General features: G+C 63.1%; 14 protein-coding genes. 5 read left to right on the top strand and 9 right to left on the bottom strand.

The genetic code is table 11. The features are described from left to right. Positions 1 to 34: 34 nt before the first annotated feature. A complete protein-coding gene (locus J1N02_RS27030) occupies positions 35 to 1,972 on the bottom strand; it encodes a bifunctional 5-dehydro-2-deoxygluconokinase/5-dehydro-2-deoxyphosphogluconate aldolase (protein ID WP_098479731.1) in 1,938 nt (645 codons plus the stop codon). 284 nt (positions 1,973 to 2,256) lie between these two features. On the opposite strand from J1N02_RS27030, the gene J1N02_RS27025 reads away from it, so the two are divergent. Next, positions 2,257 to 3,165 carry a MurR/RpiR family transcriptional regulator gene (locus J1N02_RS27025; protein ID WP_010211026.1) on the top strand — a complete coding sequence of 303 codons (909 nt, stop codon included), beginning with the start codon at positions 2,257 to 2,259 and terminating at the stop codon, positions 3,163 to 3,165. Here J1N02_RS27025 and J1N02_RS27020 read toward each other — a convergent pair. Beyond that, positions 3,095 to 4,579, bottom strand: a complete 1,485-nt coding sequence (locus J1N02_RS27020) for a PLP-dependent aminotransferase family protein (RefSeq protein WP_421148027.1) — start codon at positions 4,577 to 4,579, stop codon at positions 3,095 to 3,097. The genes J1N02_RS27025 and J1N02_RS27020 overlap by 71 nt on opposite strands. A 92-nt stretch (positions 4,580 to 4,671) precedes the next feature. On the opposite strand from J1N02_RS27020, the gene J1N02_RS27015 reads away from it, so the two are divergent. Beyond that, on the top strand, positions 4,672 to 5,895 hold the full coding sequence (locus tag J1N02_RS27015) for a multidrug effflux MFS transporter (protein ID WP_169898253.1): 1,224 nt from the start codon (positions 4,672 to 4,674) through the stop codon (positions 5,893 to 5,895). A 98-nt stretch (positions 5,896 to 5,993) separates the two neighbouring features. Here J1N02_RS27015 and J1N02_RS27010 read toward each other — a convergent pair whose 3' ends face one another. After that, positions 5,994 to 6,899, bottom strand: coding sequence for a hypothetical protein (locus J1N02_RS27010; protein ID WP_098479734.1), 906 nt, complete (start codon positions 6,897 to 6,899; stop codon positions 5,994 to 5,996). A gap of 324 nt (positions 6,900 to 7,223) precedes the next feature. Here J1N02_RS27010 and J1N02_RS27005 point away from each other — a divergent pair, with 324 nt between their 5' ends. Together J1N02_RS27005 and J1N02_RS27000 are read left to right on the top strand one after the other, a co-directional pair. Further along, a complete protein-coding gene (locus J1N02_RS27005; protein WP_027606536.1) occupies positions 7,224 to 7,907 on the top strand; it encodes a response regulator transcription factor in 684 nt (227 codons plus the stop codon). Further along, entirely contained in the window at positions 7,885 to 9,279 is a 1,395-nt protein-coding gene (locus J1N02_RS27000; RefSeq protein ID WP_027606537.1) for a sensor histidine kinase, read from the top strand. Before J1N02_RS27005 ends, J1N02_RS27000 begins: the two co-directional genes overlap by 23 nt. 202 nt (positions 9,280 to 9,481) lie before the next feature. Here the strand turns inward: J1N02_RS27000 and J1N02_RS26995 are convergent, their stop codons facing one another. Genes J1N02_RS26995 through J1N02_RS26980 form a run of 4 tightly spaced genes read right to left on the bottom strand, consistent with a single transcriptional unit; the run spans position 9,482 to position 13,717 of the window. Beyond that, complete coding sequence (locus J1N02_RS26995) at positions 9,482 to 9,898, bottom strand: SRPBCC family protein (RefSeq protein WP_065941167.1); 417 nt, start codon at positions 9,896 to 9,898, stop codon at positions 9,482 to 9,484. Between the two features lie 57 nt (positions 9,899 to 9,955). Then, positions 9,956 to 11,251, bottom strand: coding sequence for an NAD(P)/FAD-dependent oxidoreductase (locus J1N02_RS26990; protein ID WP_421148026.1), 1,296 nt, complete (start codon positions 11,249 to 11,251; stop codon positions 9,956 to 9,958). Next, positions 11,248 to 12,336, bottom strand: coding sequence for a polyamine ABC transporter substrate-binding protein (locus J1N02_RS26985; protein ID WP_169898255.1), 1,089 nt, complete (start codon positions 12,334 to 12,336; stop codon positions 11,248 to 11,250). The genes J1N02_RS26990 and J1N02_RS26985 overlap by 4 nt, the downstream gene beginning before the upstream one ends. A gap of 22 nt (positions 12,337 to 12,358) precedes the next feature. After that, complete coding sequence (locus tag J1N02_RS26980) at positions 12,359 to 13,717, bottom strand: glutamine synthetase family protein (protein ID WP_098480003.1); 1,359 nt, start codon at positions 13,715 to 13,717, stop codon at positions 12,359 to 12,361. A 138-nt stretch (positions 13,718 to 13,855) separates the two neighbouring features. Here J1N02_RS26980 and J1N02_RS26975 point away from each other — a divergent pair, with 138 nt between their 5' ends. Continuing rightward, positions 13,856 to 14,743, top strand: a complete 888-nt coding sequence (locus J1N02_RS26975) for a helix-turn-helix domain-containing protein (protein WP_027606542.1) — start codon at positions 13,856 to 13,858, stop codon at positions 14,741 to 14,743. A gap of 115 nt (positions 14,744 to 14,858) precedes the next feature. Here the strand turns inward: J1N02_RS26975 and J1N02_RS26970 are convergent, their stop codons facing one another. Both J1N02_RS26970 and J1N02_RS26965 read right to left on the bottom strand, forming a co-directional pair. Continuing rightward, the gene (locus J1N02_RS26970) at positions 14,859 to 15,962 is read right to left on the bottom strand and encodes an acetoin dehydrogenase dihydrolipoyllysine-residue acetyltransferase subunit (protein WP_421148025.1); all 1,104 of its coding nucleotides are present in this window, start codon (positions 15,960 to 15,962) and stop codon (positions 14,859 to 14,861) included. Beyond that, complete coding sequence (locus J1N02_RS26965; protein WP_419480704.1) at positions 15,959 to 16,978, bottom strand: alpha-ketoacid dehydrogenase subunit beta; 1,020 nt, start codon at positions 16,976 to 16,978, stop codon at positions 15,959 to 15,961. The genes J1N02_RS26970 and J1N02_RS26965 overlap by 4 nt, the downstream gene beginning before the upstream one ends. Between the last annotated feature and the right edge of the window lie 11 nt (positions 16,979 to 16,989).

Here is a 16,989-nt window from a genome sequence, read left to right as displayed (position 1 = left end):
CACATTGGATTGCATTTCAAATTAAGAACTGGGTTCAGCCTCGGGCACTGCGCCAGGCGTTGATCAACTGCTCAAAGGTCGCCTGGACCTGCTGGATCAACGTCTCGTCATCGATCTCCCCCGCCATCCACAAACGGCTCGGTTCCTGGAAGATCGTGCGGCCCACGGCAAACCCACGGCAGGTGCTGCTCTGGCTGGCTTGCTGGAAGCCGGCGGCCAGGCATTCGGCCGAGGCATTCAGGCCCAGCAACACCACGCCACGGCAGTACGGGTCGCGTTCCTGGATCAGTTCGTCGAGCTTTTTCCAGTCCTCGGCCGACTGTGCCTCGATCTTCCACCACGCCGGGTAGATGCCCAGGTTGTACAGGCGCTTGAGGCTGCGGTAGAGCACGTCCGGGTAAGTGGACGGATGATCCTTGGGCGGGATGACCTCCAGCAGCAGTTCATGGCCGCTGGTCACCGACGCCTCGTACACCGCCTTGAGCTGCGCTTCCTGTTCCAGGCGCAACAGGGGCTCGTCGTCGGGGTGGTATTGCACCAGGCACTTGATGATCTGTTCCTGGGGCCAGGCAATCAGGTTGCTGCCGATCGAGCGGCCATGTTCGAACGCCAGGGGCCGCGAGTTCTGCACTTCCACCGGACGCGCGATCCACCAGCCGCGCCCGCTGGCGGCATTGAGCGCGTCCTGGCCGAAGCGCTGGTCGGCCAACAGGCCCACATCGGCCTCGACGCCCTGCTCGGCGAGCTTTTTCTCCACGCGTTCGATGGCCTGGATAAACAGCTGCTTGATCTCGCTGATGCGGGTCAGGTCCTGGCCGCCGCGTTGCGCCAGGTCCACCAGTTGCCAGCGGTGATCGAAGGCAAAGATGAACAGCTGCTTCCAGGCCTTGCGCGGCACGGTGACGCGGTGCAGGCGTTGCAGGGTCGCGTCCTGGTCAGGCCGGGTGATCGGCACCGGGCTGTTGAACAGGTAATCCAGTTCGGCCGGGGTCGGCATGGCCGGCGCACAGGCGTGGCGCGAGACCACGAGACCGCCGCAGGCATTGGCCAACTGGCTGCAACGCTCATCGCTGGCGTCATTGATCCAACCGCTGAGGAAGCCCGACATAAAGGCATCGCCGGCGCCCAGCACGTTAAGCACTTCAACCCGCACGCCAGGGTAGATGGCGCCCTCTTCCAGGCGCGCCGGAATCGCGCCGTGGATCACCGTGCAGCCTTGCGGGCCGAGCTTGACCACCAGGGTCGCCGGGGTCAGGTCACGCACGGTGCGCAGGGCGGTGAGCAGATCTTCGCTGCCGCCGGCGATCAGGAATTCTTCTTCGGTGCCGACGATCAGGTCGAAACGCGGCAGGATTTTCTGCACATGCTGGCTGACGTTCTGGTCGGCGACAAACCGGGTTTCACCGTCAGCCTTACCCGCCAGGCCCCACAACACGGGGCGGTAGTCGATATCCAGCACGCGCTTGACGTTGTGCTTGGCCGCATAGTCCAGGGCCTGGATGCTGGCCTTGTACACGCCGTCGGTGGAGAAATGCGTGCCGGTGATCAGCAAGGCCTTGCTCGAGGCGATAAAGGCTTCGTTGACGTCTTCGGCGCGCAGGGCCATGTCGGCGCAGTTTTCGCGGTAGAACACCAGCGGGAAGGTTTCGCGGTCCTTGAGGCCCAGCAGCACCATGGCGGTGAGGCGTTCCGGGTCGACCTTGATGCCGCTGACATCGCAGCCTTCGCGGGCCAGGGATTCCACCAGGAAACGGCCCATATGGTCGTCCCCCACCCGGCTCAACATCGCCGACTTGAGCCCCAGCCGGGCAGTGCCGAACGCGATATTGGCGGAGGAACCGCCGAGGTATTTGGCGAAGCTGGACACGTCCTCAAGCCGCGCACCTACTTGCTGTGCGTAGAGGTCGACGCCCAGGCGCCCGAGGCAAATCAGATCCAATTGACGCCCACTGGCAAAACGAGTCTGGCCCATGCTGGCTCCTGTTATTTTTATCAGCCTGCGTTGTGCCGCCGTGGCGACGGCAAACGCTCTTGGTGGGAGCAGACTAGAACGTCCGGCGGCAGCAATCAATATTTATTCCATAATTATTTTTAGTGGAATATTTTTTCCAATACGTCAGCATAGGCGCACGCCAGCCGCCGTGCATCGTTTCAGCAGGCCACGCGGGCCGTGATGCCGGGGTATTTTTTTGCGCCTACCCTGTAGACTTGCGCCACCCATCAGCGCATCAGAAGAACACGCCAGAAGGATTGCCCATGTCCCGCACCGATCCCGAGACCACCCTGGAAGACACCATCGCCAGCCCTCCGATCAACGCCGAACGCCTGTTGCAGCTGATCACCGACGAATACGAAAGCCTGCCGCGCCAGCTCAAGCGCATCGCCAGCTACATGAGCCAGCAGAGCGACCGGATCATGGTCGACCGCATCAGCGACATCGCCCGCGAATGCGAAGTGCACCCTTCGGCGATCGTGCGGTTTTCCCAGCGTTTCGGCTTCAGTGGGTTCAGTGAGATGCAGGCGCTGTTTCGCGAGGCCTACACCCACAAGACCACACCGGTGCAGAACTACCAGCAGCGCATCCGCAGCATGATCGCCAACAAGTCGCAGAAAGCCAGCGGCGGCGACCTGGCCCGCGAGTGCGTCAATGCAACCCTGTCGGGTATCGAGCGCCTGGGGCTGGAGCTCGATGACGTGGCTTTCGACAAGGCCGTGGACCTGGTGGTCAACGCCGACAACATCTACGTGGTCGGCGTGCGCCGTTCATTCGCGGTGGCCGATTACCTGGTCTACAACCTGCAGCACACCAACAAGCGTATTCACCTGATCTCCGGCCTGGGCGGCAGCTATCGCGAGCAGATGCGCAGCGTGCGTGCCAATGACCTGGTGATCGCCATCAGCTTCACGCCCTACGGCAAAGAGACCCAGCACTGCCTGCGGATCGCCCAGCACCATCAGGCCAAGACCCTGATCATCACCGACAGCAACCTGTCGCCCCTGGCCAAGCGGGCCAACGCGGTGCTGCTGGTGAATGAAGGCTCGTCGTTTGCCTTCCGTTCGTTGAGCGCCACCTTGTGCCTGTGCCAGGCGTTGTTTATTGCCGTGGCGTACCGGCTGGAGTTGAAGGTGGATGAGATTCACGAGCAGGTCGGGTTTGATGACTGACCGGCAGTAATTGGGCTAACGCGCGCCCATGAAAGCGGATCTGCGCCAGGGTCAACGCGGTGTAGCCGATGATGACCGCCGGCGGCAGGATCGCCTCGACGCAGAACGTGCCCAGGGGCTGTAACGTCAACCCGACGGCAGCAGCACGGGAACAGAACTCGCCCTCCTCGACACCGCTCGGCAACCACAATACAAAGTGCAGGCCAGCCTGTTGCCCACTGATCGTACAGTGCGCTCCAAGGCAGTCGAGCAACACATCGCGCCGCGCCTGATAGGCCTGGCGCGAAGCCCGCAAGTGGCGCACGAAAGCGCCGCTGCCGAGAAACTCCAGCAACCCCGACTGATCGCTGGCGCCCACCGACTGCCCGGTGAGTTGCAGGGTGCGCAGCAAGGCCGGGCGCAGTGCCTTGGGCACCACCATGAAGCCGACGCGCAAACCGGGGAACAGGTTTTTGTTGAAGCTGCCGCAGTAGATCACCCGGTCATGGGCGTCCAGGGATTTGAGCGCCGCCAGCGGTGCGCTGTGGTAGTTGTATTCGCTGTCGTAGTCGTCTTCCACCACCCAGGCCTCGGCACGGGCAGCCCAGTCCAGCAGCGCCAGGCGGCGCGACACCGACAGGGTCATGCCCAGCGGTGCCTGGTGGGCCGGGGTGACGTAGGCCAGGCGCGCCGTGTCAGGGAGTTGCGCGGTATCCAGCCCTTCGGCCGTGACCGCAATCGCCTGGACCTGCGCCCCCGCCAGCCCGAACAGGCGGCGCGCGGGTGGATAGCCTGGATCTTCGACGCAGGCGGTGTCACCGGGCTTGAGCAGCGTGCGCGCGATCAGGTCAAGGGCGTGACGAATGCCGCTGGTGACGATCACTTCATCCGCCTCGCAGTGCATGCCGCGATAGCTGCGCAGGTAGTCGGCGATGTGCGCGCGCAGTTCCGGCAGCCCGGCGGGATGGCCCGCTTCCAGCGCCCCCGGCCCTGCCGATAGCAGTCCCCGGGAAATACAGCGTGCCCAGGCCTTCAGATCAAAAAGACTGGCGTCCGGTCGCCGAGCGACAAAAGGCACATGGCTCTGCACCCCGGACTCGGGGCGATCAACCGCCACTTCGCGACGAGGCATCGCGCGCGGTGCAGGTGCGGCAATGAATTGCTCGGGGATCACCGCACACACCCGCGTACCGGAGCCGGCCACGCGTTGCACATAGCCCTCGCCGTGCAGGCGGTCGAATGCCGCCTCCAGGGTGCCACGGGATAATTGCCAGCGTTCGGCGAGGCTGCGGGTGGACGGCAAGCGACTGCCCGCCGGCAGCTGTCGGTTCAGGATCGCTGCACGCAGGGCCTCGTAGGCACCCTGCTGCTTTCCCATGTCCAAGCTGTCGGGGCGCGGCAGGTCCAGGGCGGAAGGAGTTTTTCCTCGGCTCATAGTGGTCCAATCATTTTTGCCACAAGCGGCCCTGAGGATTAAACCACAAAGCCGCTAGAGTCCGGGCTCTACTCCTTGCACAGAAGCCTCCCATGACGCAACGCGCCCTCTCCCCGTGGTTCTGGCTGATACTGCTGACCGTGCTGATCGGCCTGCCACGTATCACCCTGGACATGCACCTGCCTGCCCTGCCCGCCATGGCCGACTACTTCCAGACCAGCGACAGCCAGTTGCAACTGACCCTCACGCTGTACACCTTCGGTTCAGCGATCTCCCTGCTGATCAGCGGCCCGTTGACCGACCGTTTCGGCCGCCGTCCCGTATTGCTGGCGGGGCTGTTTCTGTACGTGCTGGCTACCGTGGCCTGCGCCCTCGCCGACAGCATCACCGTGCTGATCATCGCACGCCTGTTCCAGGCCCTGGGCGGATGCTGCACCACGGTGATCGGCCGGGTGATCGTGCGCGATTATTTCGACCGCGATGAACAGGCACGCCTGCTCGGCCTGATTTCCATGGCCATGGCCGTGTCCCCGATGGCCGCTCCGGTGCTGGGCAGCCTGATGTTGCCCTTCATCGACTGGCGCGGCCTGTTTGTACTGCTCGGTGTGATCGGTGCAGTGCTCTACCTGGTGGTGTATCGCCGCCTGCCCGAAACCCGCCCGGCCGATGTCGCTGCCGCGCCGCCGGGCAACCTGCTGCGCCTCTACGGCCAGTTACTGCGCGACCGCTATTTCCTGCGCTATTCCCTGGCGATCGGCTGTGTGTACAGCACCTATTTCCCGTTTATCAGTGAGTCGTCGGCGCTGCTGCAGCGGGGTTTTCACCTGTCGGCCACGGCCTATGCACTGGTGTTCGCGGCCACCATCAGCGGCTACATGCTCGGCGCAAACCTGTTCCGCAGGCTGGTGCGGCGTTTCGAGCCGGACCGTTTGATCCATGCCGCTATCGGCTTGAACGTGCTGGGCAGTGTGATACTTGCGGCGGCCACTACCGCCATGCCGGGGCAATGGCTGGCGATCGTGCTGCCGATGGTGGTGATCATGGTGTCGGTGGGGATGGTGATTCCGGCGTGCCAACTGTCGGTGTTGCAGCCGTACGGTGCGATTGCTGGAACCGCATCGGGGTTGTTCTTCTTTACCCAGATGTTCCTCACTGCCGTGAGCAGTTGGGCCACCGGGCTGCTGTCCGACGGTACGTCGCAGCCGCTGGTGATCATGACCGCCGTTGCCAGCGCACTGTTGGCAGCAACCTGGCTGACACTCCACAAACCCAAATGTGGGAAGGAACTTGTCCCCTCCCACATCAGGCCGAGCTGAGCTCGGGATCAGTGCATGAAAATTGCGATCAGGATGATCACCGGGATCGGCACGCCGAGGAACCACAGAAGTAATGAGCGCATGGTGTTCTCCTTGAATTAACGAACGTAGGTTTCGGTTTCGACGTACACCACGGCATCGCGGCGACGGCCACCAAAGGTTGCAGCGAAACTGGCAAAGAAAGCGCCGATCAACAGGGCGACAAAGGTCCACAGCGAGGTATAGGCGGCGACTTTCGCGGCCGTTTCTGCAGCTTGCTTGGCCTTGAGCTTGGCGTCTTCCACCGCTTTACGCGCATCGCCGTAGACTTTGTCGATACGCGCTTCGGCATCGGCCTGGCTGAGGTTGGTGCGCTGGCTGATCAACTGGGCCAGGTAGGCACGGTCTTCAGCGGCGAGTTGGCCGTCATTGCTCAGGGTGCGGGTGAAAATGCGCGCAACCACGCCATGGGCAGCGTCATCACTGACGGCAACCGGGCGATCATCACGAAACAGGCTGTCGACGTAGTAGTCAAAATCGCCACCGTTGGCGCCTTTGGCTGCGCTGCCTGCGGCCTGGGTGATACCGCTGGCCGCACCGGCTGCCACGCTGGCACCGGCTTTCACGCCGCCGGTGACGACACTGCTGACCGAACCGACCACCAGCACGGCAGTGATCAGCGTGGCGACGGCCCAGGCCAGGAAACCATGGGCGGTGTCGCGAAAGTACACCTCATCGCCATGCATATTGGCCCACTTCACCCGCAACCGGCCGGCGATATAACCACCCAATCCGGACGCGACGATCTGGGTAAAGGCCAGCCAGACAATCGTGGAAATGCCAAGCCCCTTGGCGCTGATGCCGCTGTCGGCCCACGGCGACACCGCCGAGAAACCCAGGCCGAAGCCCAGCAATACCAGAATCAGGGATAACGCAGCCGCCGCAGCGGCCCCGGCAAAGATAGCCCCCCAGGAAACCCCGGAGCGCGCGCTCGACTCTTGCAGCGTGGATGACGATGTGATCATTGTTATGGTGCTCCCGGCAGGAAAAATAGTGTTACAAGTCTCAAAAGGGACAGTGCAGGCAGCATGCCAGTCGCGCTGAAAATTAAATCCTTTGAATTTCAACAGGTTAAGTAAATTGAACTTGCCTGAACCATGCAACTTGCAAGAAATGGCTGGTGCAGGCGGGCGTAATGCATTCCCTGGGGGAGGAGATTGCTCCCCGGCCGGTACTCGCCATGAAAGTTGTGTCAGTTTTGCCAACATGAAGTTTTATTTAGGAAGCGTTCAGCCATTTCTTGGCAAAATGCCCTCACTTCTAGTGTGAATCGCTCACCAGGTAATCCTATGACCCGCATTTTGACCATCGAGGATGACGCCGTAACGGCCCGCGAGATCGTCGCCGAGCTGAGTAGCCATGGACTGGACGTAGATTGGGTGGACAACGGCCGCGAAGGCCTGGTCCGTGCCGTGAGTGGTGATTACGATCTGATCACCCTCGACCGCATGCTGCCGGAACTCGATGGCCTGGCCATCGTCACCACCCTGCGCACCATCGGCGTATCGACGCCGATCCTGATGATCAGTGCCCTCTCCGACGTCGACGAGCGCGTGCGTGGCCTGCGCGCCGGCGGTGATGACTACCTGACCAAGCCTTTCGCCTCGGACGAAATGGCCGCTCGTGTCGAAGTGCTGCTGCGCCGCAAAAGCACGGTCAAGGAATTCGAAACCGCCCTGCGCGTGGCCGACCTGGAACTGAACCTGATCAGCCGCGAAGCCAGCCGCGCCGACCAGCCCCTGAGCCTGCTGCCCACCGAATACAAACTGCTGGAATTCCTGATGCGCAACACCGGCCAGATCCTGTCGCGGATGATGATCTTCGAGGAAGTCTGGGGTTATCACTTCGACCCGGGCACCAACCTGATCGACGTGCACATCGGCCGCCTGCGCAAGAAAATCGATCCACCGGGCCTCCCGCCGCTGATCCGCACGGTACGAGGTTCCGGTTATGTCATTGCTGAACCCCTCTAAGGGCTGGCGTTCATCCAGCAGCCGCTTGCTGGCGCTCTACAGTTCGTTGTTCGTGGCCTGGAGCTGCATCCTCATGGGGGTGCTGTATTACGAGGTCTCGGGTTACCTGAGTGACCTGTCGCGCCATTCGCTGATGCAACGCCAGCACCTGTTCCAGCGCTTCGACGGCGAAGAACTGGTGGAAGCGTTGACCACCAGCATGACCTTCGACATGAAAGGCGTGGACGCCTACGGCCTGTTCGATGAGCAGTTCCGCCCCTTGAGCGGGCCGATCCGCGCGATTCCCTCCGACCTGCCGCTGGACGGCAAGATCCACACCCTGGCCAATTGCGTCGACTCCGACGACCCCAAACTGCCCAAGGACAGCTGCGACGCCGTCGCCAGCCATACCGACGACGGCCGCTGGCTGGTACTGGTGCGCGCCAATGGCTCGCTGTTCGGTGTGACACGGATCATCTGGCATGCCCTGCTGTGGGCGCTGTCCCTGACCATTATCCCCGGCGCCGCCGGCTGGCATCTGTTGCGCCGCCGCCCGCTGCGCCGGATCCGCGGGATCCAGGCCAGCGCCGAAGCCATCGTCGCCGGCGACCTCACCCACCGCTTGCCGCTGTCCAACCGGCGTGACGAACTGGACATGCTCGCGGCCATCGTCAACGCCATGCTCGACCGCATCGAGAAACTGATGAACGAGGTCAAGGGCGTGTGCGACAACATCGCCCACGACCTGCGCACCCCATTGACCCGCCTGCGCGCGCAGCTCTACCGCATCCGCCAGGAGGCCGAGCAGGACTCCGGCTACGCGGTGAAACTGGACGATGCCATCGCCGAGACCGACACCCTGATGGCGCGCTTTCGCGGGCTGCTGCGTATCTCTGAGCTGGAAGACCACCAGCGCCGTTCCGGTTTCCTGGTGATGGACCCGCTGCCGCTGCTGCGCGAGTTGCATGACTTCTACCTGCCCCTGGCCGAGGAAGGCGAATTGCAGTTGCGACTAGAAGTCCCCGAGTCCCTGCCATGGATCACCGGCGACCGCGCCCTGTTGTTTGAAGCCCTGGCCAACCTGCTGAGCAACTCCATCAAGTTCTCTCCAGCGGGCGGCGCAGTGATCCTGCGGGGACTCAACGATGCCGGCAGCACGCGCATCGAAGTGCACGACTCCGGGCCCGGCATACCGGCGGCGGAACGCGATGCGGTGTTCCAGCGCTTTTATCGGGTGGATGAAGGCGACCAGCAAGGCGGGTTTGGGTTGGGCCTGTCGATTGTGGCCGCGATCATCAACTTGCATGGGTTCAAGCTGGAAGTGGGCACCAGCGAGCAAGGCGGCGCGCGCCTGGTGCTGGAGTGTCGCCAGCAGCTGATGCCCGAAGCCTGATCCATAAGCCAGTGAGGTCAAACTGTGGGAGGGGGCAAGCCCAAATGCCAGTCAGTAAGCGTACATCGCATCCTGTAGGAGCGAGCTTGCTCGCTCCTACAAAAAGCCTTAACTGACGGGCATTAGGGCAAGCCCGCTCGCCACAGGGGAATTCGCCAGTCTCTGAAAGTCGTGTAGATACCTTGTTGCCGGGTAGATCGAATCAGGCCGGGAAGTTGGCCCGCAGCGCCTCAAGCCCGCCGCTGTACACGCCGGCAAACAGCTCTTCCACCGCCGCCTCCGTGGTACCCGCCGCCGGGGTAAACACACCGGACCACGTCACCTTCGCCGACGACTCCGTCAGCGCCTCAACCTGCAACGTCGCCAGGTAAGCACTCACCGGAAACGGCGACTCTTCAATGGTGTAGCTGTAAGTACGCCCGACGTTATCGAAGGTCTGCAAACGCTCGACGATCACACCGCCGTCGGCGGTCGTCAGATGGCGCACGCGGCCACCTTCACCAGGCTCGCTCTTGGCGATAAACGGAAGCCAGTCCGGCAGGCTGTTGAAGCCACCCACCAAGTGCCAGACCGTCTCGGCCGATACCGGGATTTCAATCACTGCAGATGCTGTTGGCACGCTAAATCTCCAAAAGTCGTAGGAAAACGTCGTGCACAGCCTGCCACGCCCCGGACTTCAATGCATCAATTCCCGCAAGCGATGCCACGCCATTCCCAACGCCAGCAGCGGCGAGCGCAACGCCTTGCCGCCGGGAAAGGTCATGTGCGGCACCTGGCTGAAAATATCCAGGCCCTGGCTGTGGCCCCCGTGTATGCCTTCGGCCAGCAGCCGCGCGCACCAGTGGGTCACGTTGAGCCCATGCCCGGAATAGCCCTGGGCGTAGAACACATTCGGGTATTGCTTGAGCCGCCCGACCTGGGGGAAGCGATTGGCGGTGATGCCGATCCTGCCGCCCCACTGGAACGCGATGGCGGTGTCGGCCAATTGCGGGAACACCTTGAGCATCTTGGGCTGCATATAGGCCGCGATGTCTTTGGGATCGCGCCCCGAGTAATGGCAGGCGCCGCCGAACAACAGGCGACGGTCGGCGGACAACCGGTAGTAATCCAGGCCGACGTTCTGGTCGCACAGCGCCAGGTTCTGCGGGATCAACTGATTGGCCTGTGCAACCGACAGCGGCTCGGTGGCGATGATGTAGCTGCCCGCCGGCAGCACCTTGCCGCTCAGGCGCGGTTCCAGTTCTTCCAGGTGCGCATTGCAGGCCAGTACCAGGCTGGCGGCCCGTACCGTGCCGCCAGCGCAACGCACCTGCACCGTGTCGCCGTGGATCAGTTCCAGCACTTCGGTGTGCTCAAAGATCCGCACCCCAAGGGACTCGGCCACCTGCGCCTCGCCGAGCACCAGGTTCAGCGGGTGCAGGTGCCCGGAGCCCATGTCCACCAAGGCGCCGGCATACTGCGTCGAATCCACCACGTCGCGGATGTCCTGCGGCCCCACCAGGCGGGTTTCATGCACATAACCCAGGCGCGCCAGGCTGTCCTGCTCGCCCTTGAACGCAGCGAACTGTGCCGGGGTGTTGGCCAGCTCGGCAAACCCCCAGCGCAAGTCGCAGTCGATCCCGTGCTCGCGAATGCGCTCGCCCACCAGGGCCACCGACTCGATCCCGGCCCGTTCCAGGTAACGCACGCCCTCCTCGCCCACGTACTTGGCGAACCCCGACACATCGTGGCCGATCCCGCGAATCAACTGCCCGCCGTTGCGCCCGCTGGCGCCCCAGCCGATACGCCGGGCCTCCAGCAGGATCACCGAGAGCCCGCGTTGGGCCAGTTCGATAGCGGTGTTGACCCCGGTAAAACCAGCGCCGATCACACACACATCGGCGCTCAGGTCGGCGCCCAGTGCCGGGCGCTCCGGCATGGCATTCGCCGACGCAAGGTAGTAGGAACGGGCGTGGTCGCTGGATGGGGTCATTTGTTGGTCTTCACTTTGCTCCAGGCGCGCGTCATCAGGCGCATGGTCGCCGGGGTCGGCGTGGTGGAAATATAGAGTTTGTCGAGCACGGCCTGGGACGGGTACACCTCGGGGTTGTTCACCAGCTCAGGGTCCATGAAGGCCTTGGCGGCCGGGTTGGCATTGGCATAGCCGACCGAGGCGCTGACCTTGGCGATCACTTCAGGGTCGAGCAGGTAGTTAATGAAGGCATGGGCCTCTTTCGGGTGACTCGCATCGGCCGGGATCGCCAGCAGGTCGAACCACAGGTTGGAGCCTTCCTTGGGAATCGAGTAGGCGATATTCACGCCGTTCCTGGCATCCTTGGCGCGGTTGGCCGCCTGGAATACATCGCCGGAATAGCCGAACGCCACGCAGATATCGCCGTTGGCCAGGTCCGAAATGTACTTGGAGGAATGGAAGTAGGTGATGTACGGCCGCAGCGTCAACAGCTTGGCCTCGGCCTGCTGGTAGTCCTCGGGGTTCTCGCTGCGCGGGTCCTTGCCCATGTAGTTGAGGATCGCCGGGAACAGCTCATCCGCCGAGTCGAGGAAGGCCACGCCGCACTGGTTGAGCTTCTTGAGATTTTCCGGCTCGAACAGCACCGCCCATGAATCGATATGGTCGATGCCCAACACCTGCTTGACCTTGTCGACGTTGTAGCCGATGCCGTTGGTACCCCACAGGTACGGCACCGAGTGCGCATTGCCCGGGTCGTTTTTCTCCAGCAGCTTGAGCAGCTTGGGGTCGAGGTTCTTGAAGTTGGGTAACTGCGAACGGTCGAGCTTGAGGAACGCGCCGGCCTTTACCTGGCGCGCCAGGAAGTGGTTCGACGGCACCACCACGTCATAGCCGGTGCGACCGGCGAGCAACTTGCCCTCCAGGGTTTCGTTGGAATCGAACACGTCGTAGATCACCTTGATCCCGGTTTTGGCCTGGAAATCCGCCAGGGTGGTCTCGCCGATGTAGTCGGTCCAGTTGTAGACGCTCACCGTCGGCGCGGCTTGGCCGGCACCGCTGAACGCGGCCACCAGGGCCAGCGGAAGAAGCTTGTTCACAAGACGCATATCGACACCCCTTTTGTGTTTTTTAGACGCTCAACAGCAGGAACTCGCGCTCCCAGGAACTGATCACCCGCTTGAAATTCTCGTGCTCGGCGCGCTTGACCGCGACGTAGCCGCGCACGAACTTGTCGCCCAGGTACTGCTTGACCGTGTCGCAGTCCTCCATCCGCGCCAGGGCGTCTTCGAGGGTGAACGGCAGGCGCAGGTTGCGGCGCTCATAGGCGCGGCCTTCTACCGGGGCGCTGGGTTCGATCTGTTCGATCATCCCCAGGTAGCCACACAGCAGGCTGGCGGCAATGGCCAGGTAGGGATTGGCATCGGCGCCCGGCAGGCGGTTTTCCACGCGCATCGCATCCGGGCTCGAGGTGGGCACGCGCAGGCCGACCGTGCGGTTTTCTTCGCCCCACTCCACATTGACCGGCGCCGACGTGTCCGGCAGGAAGCGGCGGAACGAATTCACGTTGGGCGCGAACATCGGTAGCAGCTTGGGGATGTACTTCTGCAATCCGCCGATATGGTGCAGGAACAGCGGGCTCATGTTGCCGTCGGCGTCGACGAACACCGGTTTGCCCGTGGCGATCTCCACCACGCTCTGGTGCAGGTGCATGGCGCTGCCCGGCTCGTCGGCCACCGGCTTGGCCATGAAGGTGGCGGCCACATTGTGCTTGAGCGCGGCTTCGCGCAGGGTGCGCTTGAACACGGTGATCTGGTCGGCCAGGTCGAGGGCATCGCCGTGGCGGAAGTTGATTTCCATCTGCGCCGGGCCGTCTTCATGGATCAGCGTATCGAGGTCCAGGCCCTGGGCTTCGCACCAGTCGTAGACGTCTTCGAACAGCGGGTCGAACTCGTTGGCCGCATCGATGGAGAACGACTGGCGCCCGGTTTCCGCACGGCCGGAGCGGCCAATCGGGGTTTTCAGCGGCAGGTCCGGGTCTTCGCAGCGCTGGGTCAGGTAGAACTCCATTTCCGGCGCGACAATCGGCTGCCAGCCCCGGTCGGTGTAGAGCTGCAGGACTTTCTTCAGCACGTTGCGCGGCGACAGTTCGATGGGGTTGCCATGCTTGTCGAAGGTGTCGTGGATCACAATCGCGGTAGGCTCGATGGCCCACGGCACCACGTAGGTCGCGTTGGCCACCGGGCGGCAGACCATATCGATATCGGCCGGGTCCAGCAGGTCGTAGTAGATCTCGTCGTCGACAAAGTCCCCGGTTACCGTTTGCAGCAACACACTTTCCGGCAGGCGCATGCCTCGCTCATGCAGGAACTTGTTGGTGGGCGCAATCTTGCCGCGTGCGATGCCAGTCAAATCACTGATCACGCATTCGACTTCGGTAATCTTGTGTTCTTTCAGCCAGGTGTACAGCTGATCGAAGGGGGCGTTCATAAGGACCTCGTCATGGGGTGGGTGCTGCGCCGCCTTGTACTCGCGGCGCATTGAGGTCTATCTTGGGCCAGCCTTCACAGGCCATCTATCCACTTTGCACGCCCCACAGCGCACCAATAGAGTGCGCACGGATCCCCCATGACCCAGGCAACCGCTTTGCGCGTACAGGCCTTCACCACCGCTGATGTGGCCACCCAATGCCGTGCGACACCCGGCTGGGTGCAGCAATACCAGCAGATGTCCCCGGGGCATTTCGCCGGGCGCGTCCGCTACCTCGACCTGCACGGTGTGCAGGTGTACGAAGAGAGCATGAACACCCGTGTGGAGCAGCACTTCAACGCACCGCCGGGCGCGCTGGCGTTCTGTTTCGATGGCAGCGACAACGCGCTGTATCTGCTCAATGGCGAAAGCCGCAACACCTGGATCACCCCGGAAAACTACCGCGAAGTGGCGGTGGTGTTCGGCCCGCAGTTCGTGCAGCACCACGGCCTTGACGTGGCCACACTGGAAGGCCTGTTCATGGCGCCGCTGGCCTGCCAGCAGAACGCGCTGTTCAGCCGTTGGCTCAGTGGCACCCTGACGCGCTTGTCCACGGACATCGACCCGGTGTCCCTCACCCGGCAGTTGCTCGACGACTGCCTGTTCATCCTCGACAACGCCTGCGTGTGCCTGGACCGAAGCTCATTGCAAAAGCGCAGTGAAGAACGCCGCTTGATGGCGCGCATAGGCGAGTGGGCGGCGGATGCGCCGGACGAAACCGTCAACCTGTTGGAACTGGCGCGGATTGCCGGCGTACCGCTGCGCCAGTTGCAGCAAGGGTTCAAGACCTACACCGGGATGAGCCCGGCGCAGTGGTTGCGCCTGCGCCGGTTGAACGGGGCACGGCGGGAATTGTTGAGCGGTGCCGGAACGACCGTGGCCGAGGTGGCGATGAACTGGTCGTTCTGGCATTTGGGGCGGTTCTCCAACAGCTATCGAGCGTTGTTCAAGGAACTGCCCAGCGAAACCCTGAAGCGCTCAATCTGAAATGCATCTGAAAATGTGGGAGGGGGCTTGCCCCCGATGGCGATGGCTCAGTCAACATCTCTGTATCTGAACTACCGCAATCGGGGGCAAGCCCCCTCCCACATTGAATTGCATTTCAAGGCTGGGATTTCAGGAAGGTTGAGATTAGTTGGTTAACCCGTTCCGCCGCCTCCAACTGCACCATATGCCCCTGCCCCGGCAGAATCTCCACCTGGGCCTCCAGCCCCTGGGCATGGTCGGCCGGGATGATTGCATCGTCACTGCCCCAGATCACCAGGCTCGGTTGCTCCCCCACTACGTTGCGCAAATCCAGGCGCTGGCGCCCACCCTCGAACAACTGGGCATTGAGCTGACGAAGCGCCTGGTCCACCCCTTCCAACCGCTTGAACTTGAGCATGTCCTCCAGCATCTGCCGCGTCACCAGCGCCGGGTCGCTGAACAGTTGCACCAGTTGCGGCTTGAGCGCGTTGCGGTTGTTGGCTTCGGTGAAACCTTGCAGATAATCGCCGTTGATGTCCGCCCCCAGCCCGGCGCTGGCGATCAGGGTCAGCGAGGCAACGCGCGCCGGAGCCTGACGGGCGACCGTCAGGCTGACCAAGCCGCCCATGGAATGCCCGGCCAGGTGCACGCGGTCGAGCTTGAGGTGATCGAGCAAGGCCAGCACCGCCTGGCTCAGCTCTTCGGCGTCACCGGTTTGCAGATGCTTGCCCGACTCGCCATGCCCCGGCAGGTCCAGGGCGATCACCCGGCGCTCGGCGGCCAGGGCCGGTTGGTTGAACAGCCAGTTGTTCAAGTCGCCGCCAAAGCCATGCACCAGCATCAGCGGCGTGCCGCCCTCGCCCAGGTCGAGATAGCGCAGCAAACGCCCGCCCACCTCGACCTTCTGCGCACTCGGCCCGGTGGCTTCGGCTTCGGCGCTGCTTGAGACGAACCCGGCGTTGAAGCTTTCGATCACCGCATCGATCTCCGCCTCGCTGGCCTCACCTTCCACCACGACCCCCAGCAGCGCGCCCACCGGCAAGGTCTCGTCGCTCAGCGCCAGCACGCGGCGCAACACACCGCTGAACGGCGCCTCGACGCTGCTGGAGATCTTGTCGGTCTCGACGTCCAGCACTTCCTCGCCCTTCTCCACCCGGTCGCCGGGCTGCTTGAGCCAGACGTCGATGCGGCCTTCGGTCATCGACAGCCCCCACTTGGGCATGGTCAAGGTATGGATCATGCGGCGTTCCTCTTGTCGGCGATCTTCAGCACCGCGGCCTCGATCTTCGCGGCGTTGGGGATGTACAGGTCTTCCAGCGCATCGGAAAACGGCACCGGCGTGTGCGGCGCGGTGACCATCTCGATCGGCGCACGCAGAAACGAGAAGCCCTGCTGGGCTACCAACGCACTGATGTCGGTGGCGATGGAACAGCGCGGGTTGGACTCATCGATCACCACCAGGCGCCCGGTTTTCTCCACGCTCTCGAGGATGCTGTCTTCGTCCAGCGGGCTGGTGGTGCGCAGGTCCAGCACTTCGCAGTCGATGCCCTGGCGTGCCAGGTTGGCCGCGGCTTCCAGGGCGATATGCACCATGCGGCCGTAGGTCACCAGGGTCACGTCGCGGCCTTCGCGCACAAAGTTGGCTTCGCCGAAGGGCACGGTGTACAGCTCTTCCGGCACCTCACCTTGGAGGCTGTAGAGCATCTTGTGTTCGAGGAAGATCACCGGGTCGTTGTCGCGGATCGCCTGGATCAGCATGCCCTTGGCGTCATAGGGCGTGGCCGGGCACGCCACCTTGAGCCCGGGAATGTGCGTCCACATCGAGGTGAGCATCTGCGAATGCTGGGCGGCGGCGCGCAGGCCGGCACCGTACATGGCGCGCACCACCAGCGGCGTGGTGGTCTTGCCGCCGAACATGTAGCGAAACTTGGCGGCCTGGTTGAGCAACTGGTCGAGGCAGCAGCCGATAAAGTCGACGAACATCAATTCGCACACCGGGCGCATGCCACGGGTGGCGGCGCCGACGGCCATGCCGACGTAGCCGACTTCGGACAACGGCGCATCGAGTACCCGGTCCGGAAACTCAGGGTACAGGCCCTTGGTCACGCCGAGCACACCGCCCCAGGCGTCCTGCTCGCCGGGGGAACCGGTGCCGCCGGAGACATCCTGGCCGATAATGAACACGCTCTGGTCCCGGCGCATTTCCTGGGCCAGGGCTTCGTTGATTGCCTGCTGATAGCTGATTTTGCGAGCCATGAAATTCTCTC

The organism is Pseudomonas sp. NFX5 (assembly GCF_049132125.1).
Taxonomy (GTDB): Bacteria; Pseudomonadota; Gammaproteobacteria; order Pseudomonadales; family Pseudomonadaceae; genus Aquipseudomonas; species Aquipseudomonas marginalis.
This window is presented reverse-complemented; position numbering and strand designations above follow the sequence as displayed.